The sequence below is a fragment of the Flavonifractor sp. An112 genome (assembly GCF_904377885.1).
In the GTDB taxonomy this organism is placed as follows: Bacteria; Bacillota; Clostridia; order Oscillospirales; family Oscillospiraceae; genus Flavonifractor; species Flavonifractor avicola.
The window spans coordinates 1-3,517 of record NZ_CAJFGT010000113.1; the positions used below are offsets into that span (position 1 = coordinate 1).

4 protein-coding genes are annotated in these 3,517 nt (G+C 66.2%); all 4 read right to left on the minus strand.

Features of this window, described 5'->3' with window-relative positions; translation table 11 throughout:
• Window positions 1-28 precede the first annotated feature (28 nt).
• On the minus strand, window positions 29-751 hold the full coding sequence (locus tag IHN22_RS12330; protein WP_191435662.1) for an ATP-binding protein: 723 nt from the start codon (window positions 749-751) through the stop codon (window positions 29-31).
• Window positions 752-1,048, minus strand: coding sequence for a BMC domain-containing protein (locus tag IHN22_RS12335; protein WP_087188677.1), 297 nt, complete (start codon window positions 1,046-1,048; stop codon window positions 752-754).
• A gap of 313 nt (window positions 1,049-1,361) precedes the next feature.
• Window positions 1,362-2,816 carry an acetaldehyde dehydrogenase (acetylating) gene (locus IHN22_RS12340; protein WP_191435663.1) on the minus strand — a complete coding sequence of 485 codons (1,455 nt, stop codon included), beginning with the start codon at window positions 2,814-2,816 and terminating at the stop codon, window positions 1,362-1,364.
• Window positions 2,817-2,820: 4 nt separating this feature from the next.
• The gene (eutL, locus tag IHN22_RS12345; RefSeq protein ID WP_087188663.1) at window positions 2,821-3,474 is read right to left on the minus strand and encodes an ethanolamine utilization microcompartment protein EutL; all 654 of its coding nucleotides are present in this window, start codon (window positions 3,472-3,474) and stop codon (window positions 2,821-2,823) included.
• Window positions 3,475-3,517 lie beyond the last annotated feature (43 nt).

The window sequence follows — 3,517 nt, forward strand, 5'->3', positions numbered from 1 at the left end:
CTCCGCCAGAGCTTCGATATTGATGGTATTAAGCGTGTTCATATTGTCCCGCCTTTAGCTTGATCATGATGATCCACATGAGGGAGGACAGCCGGTTCAGGGCCAGGATGATGTCCCCCCGGGTCACATTGCCCTCTACATCCTTGAAGGCGGCGTAGGCCGAAAGCTCGGTCTGCCGCACCAGGGTGCGCACCTTGTTCACCGCCAGCAGGGCCGGCCCGTCGGTGTAGGCGGGCAGAAAGTGGGGCTGGCCCAGATACTTGTCCGGGTAGTGGGAGTATTCCCGCAGCTGCCCGGCATCGTAGCCGCACAGGCGCAGCTCCCCCACCGGCTCGTCCAGCACGTCGCACCGGATGAGCCGCCGCACCAGGGCCAGGGCCTCCTCCAGCTCCTTCACCAGAGCCGGGTACTCATGGGACGCCTGCTGGGCCAGCATAATCTCCCCCTCCAGGGCGTCGATCATGCCCCGGAAGGCGATGCGGGGGTGGTCCTTACGCACCAGAATATTGCCCTTGAGATGGGTCATGTGCTCCGGCTTTTCGTTCAAGGTGGCCCCGAAGAGGGTGCGGTACTTGGCAGAGACGGGCGCAGCCGGATCATCCCGGCCTTGGGGAAAGACTGCCTGGATCTTGTGGGCGGCCAGCCAGTCCCGGGCGCCGGGGGTCAGCTTCTGGTCGCGGTTGACCACCACCGGCCCCCGGGTGCCGTTGTCCGACATCCGTCGCACGTCCTCACGGGTGAGCAGCTCCATTTATTCGCTCATGCCCTCGCCGCCGTGAGGCAGGATGTGGTCCACCTCGGCGTGGGGGCGGGGAATGACGTGGACGGAGATCAGCTCCCCCACCTTTTCGGCGGCGGCAGCGCCCGCGTCGGTGGCGGCGTTGACCGCACCCACGTCGCCCCGGACCATGACGGTCACCAGACCGCCGCCCACCTGCTCCTTGCCCACCAGCTGCACATTGGCGGCCTTCACCATGGCGTCGGCGGCCTCAATGGCCCCCACCAGTCCCTTGGTCTCCACCATACCCAGCGCGTTTGTATTTGCCATGTTCTGTTTCCTCCTGTCAGTTGTCTGTTTCATAGGCTCCGCCGGTTGGGCGGGAGCCGGTTTGCTTCTTCTGCCCCGGCCCGGCTGGGCCTTCTTTTTGGGGGCCTGCCGGGGCGTATCGGCCACCGGCAGATGGGGCGCTCCCCCCGCCTCGCCGGCCTCCTCCCCGTTGGCAGCCTGGACATCGTGCTCCATGTCCTCCTCCAGATCCTGGGGGCGCTCGGCCATCAGGGAGTTGGTCAGGTTCTGGGCCTCCTGTAAGATGGCCTCATGGGGGTTCAGCAGCACGCCGTCGGCGTTGACTTCGCTCATCTTACCTCAGCCTCCCCATGATCTGCTCCACCAGGCGGTTGAGCAGGGTCTCGTCCACGGTGCAGGAGGAAAGGGCCGGGCTGCTCCCCCGCAGCTCCTCCAGTTCCTTCACACCCCAGGCCACCCGCTTGATGTTGATGAGATCCAGGGGCCCGATGTTGTTGGAGCTGGACGACCCGCCCACCGCGCCGCAGCCCAGGGTGAGGGCGGGGAACAGGCAGGTGGTGGCCCCGATGCCCCCCAGGGCGGAGGGGGTATTCACCAGCACACGGCTGGCGGGAACGGCGGCAGCGAACCGCTTGGCTACGCTCTCATCCTCGGTGTGGATGGAGAAGGTGTGGCCCGCTCCCTCCCACTCCAGGATCTCGATGCAGCGGTTGAGCACCGCCTCCTCGTCGCTCTCCACAAAGCAACCCAGAATGAGGCCCAGCTTTTCGCTGGAATAGGGGTGGCCCTTGCCCACCCCGTTCTCCCGGGCCACCAGCACCCGGGCGGAAGGGGGCACCCGGTTCAGGCCCGCCAGCTGGGCCACGGTGGACACGCTCTTGCCCACGATGGCCGGGTTCATGGTGCCGTTGGGCCGCAGGATGAAGCGGGAGAGCTGCTTTGTCTCCTCCTCATCCAGCAGGTAGGCCCCCTGGGCCCGGAGGGCGGCCTTTACCGCCGGTTCCATCCGCGCCTCCATAATGACACTCTGCTCGCTGGCGCAGATGGTGCCGTTGTCGAAGGTCTTGGAGTCCAGAATCCGTTTTACTGCCTGCTCCACGTTGGCGGTGTGGTGGATATAGGCCGGGCCGTTGCCCGCCCCCACGCCGATGGCAGGGGTGCCGGAGGAGTAGGCCGCCTTCACCATGGCCGCGCCGCCGGTGGCCAGGATAAGCCGGGTGGTGTCGTGGCGCATGAGGGCGTTGGTGGCCTCGATGGTGGGGGTGGTGATGCAGGAGATGGCCCCCGCCGGGGCCCCCGCCTCCTCCGCCGCCCGGCGGATCACATTCACCGTCTCAGAAATACAGTTGGCCGCCCCGGGATGGGGGGAGAACACAATGGGGTTGCCCGCCTTCATGCAGATCATGGCCTTGTAGATCACCGTGGAGGTGGGATTGGTGGAGGGCACCAGTCCGGCCACCACACCTACCGGCACGCCGATGTCCACCGTCCGGTGCTCCCGGTCCTCAGCCAGGATGCCGTGGGTCTTTTGGTCCCGGATGGCCTGGTACAAGGTCTCCGCCGCAAAGCGGTTTTTGATCTCCTTGTCCTCCTTCCGGCCAAAGCCGGTCTCCTCCACCGCCATGTCGGCCAGCCGCCGGGCGTGCTGGGCACCAGCTTGGGAGATGGCCGCCGTGATGGCGTCCAGCTGCTGCTGGGTCATGACGGACAGGGCCTTCTGGGCCTTTTTCGCCTGGGCCAGCAGGTCCCGGACCTCCTGAACCGATCTCAGATCTTTATCAAATTCCATAGGATCACACCTCCTTGGGATGGTCCGCCACCGCCTTTACCGCCTCGGCAAAGGCGGCTGCCGCCGCGTCGCAGGCACTCTGGGTGCCGGTGAGCAGGCCGCCGCCGAAGTTGGTCTCGCTGGGGGGCTCAAAGAGGGCCACCAGCTCCACATCGGAGGCCTTCATGGCCTCGTCCAGTCCCACCATAGCCTCCAGAGGCGGGGCGATGAGGTAGGCCAGGGCCTCCCCCTCCCGCACCCCGGCCACCTTGGACAGGTAGGTGCCGGTGCGGGAGACGGTGTGGGCAAAGTAGATGACGGAGTCATCCTGATTGGCGGAGCGGAACCCCGCCCCGCTGTTCATGAAGTCCACGCAGGCCCGCAGGCCGGACTGAACCTCCGCCGGGTTGGGCCCGGCCAGGATGCCGATGACCTCGCCGGCCAGGGCGGTGGAGGCATTGGCCGCACCGGCATAGAGGGACTTGCCGTACACCACCTCCACCGCCGCCGCCTTGGTGGCCTCGTCCAGGGCGCAGTAGGTCATGTCGTCGCTGTCGGCGGTGATGAGGCCGATAGAGCGGTACTGTTTGGGCAGGCCCAGCTTTTTGGCCAAAGTCTCGCTGACGTTGGCAATGGTGCGGGTAGAGAGTACCTTGGCCGGGATCAGATCGCCTGTCATACCGTCACCCCCTCAAACTTTCCCCACGGGGCAGGCCCCGCGG

Excerpts from the sequence above, each read along its gene's own strand:
- IHN22_RS12330 (WP_191435662.1), bottom strand. The coding sequence starts at position 751 with ATGGAGCTGCTCACCCGTGAGGACGTGCGACGGATGTCGGACAACGGC.
- IHN22_RS12335 (WP_087188677.1), bottom strand. The coding sequence starts at position 1,048 with ATGGCAAATACAAACGCGCTGGGTATGGTGGAGACCAAGGGACTGGTG.
- IHN22_RS12340 (WP_191435663.1), bottom strand. The coding sequence starts at position 2,816 with ATGGAATTTGATAAAGATCTGAGATCGGTTCAGGAGGTCCGGGACCTG.
- eutL (WP_087188663.1), bottom strand. The coding sequence starts at position 3,474 with ATGACAGGCGATCTGATCCCGGCCAAGGTACTCTCTACCCGCACCATT.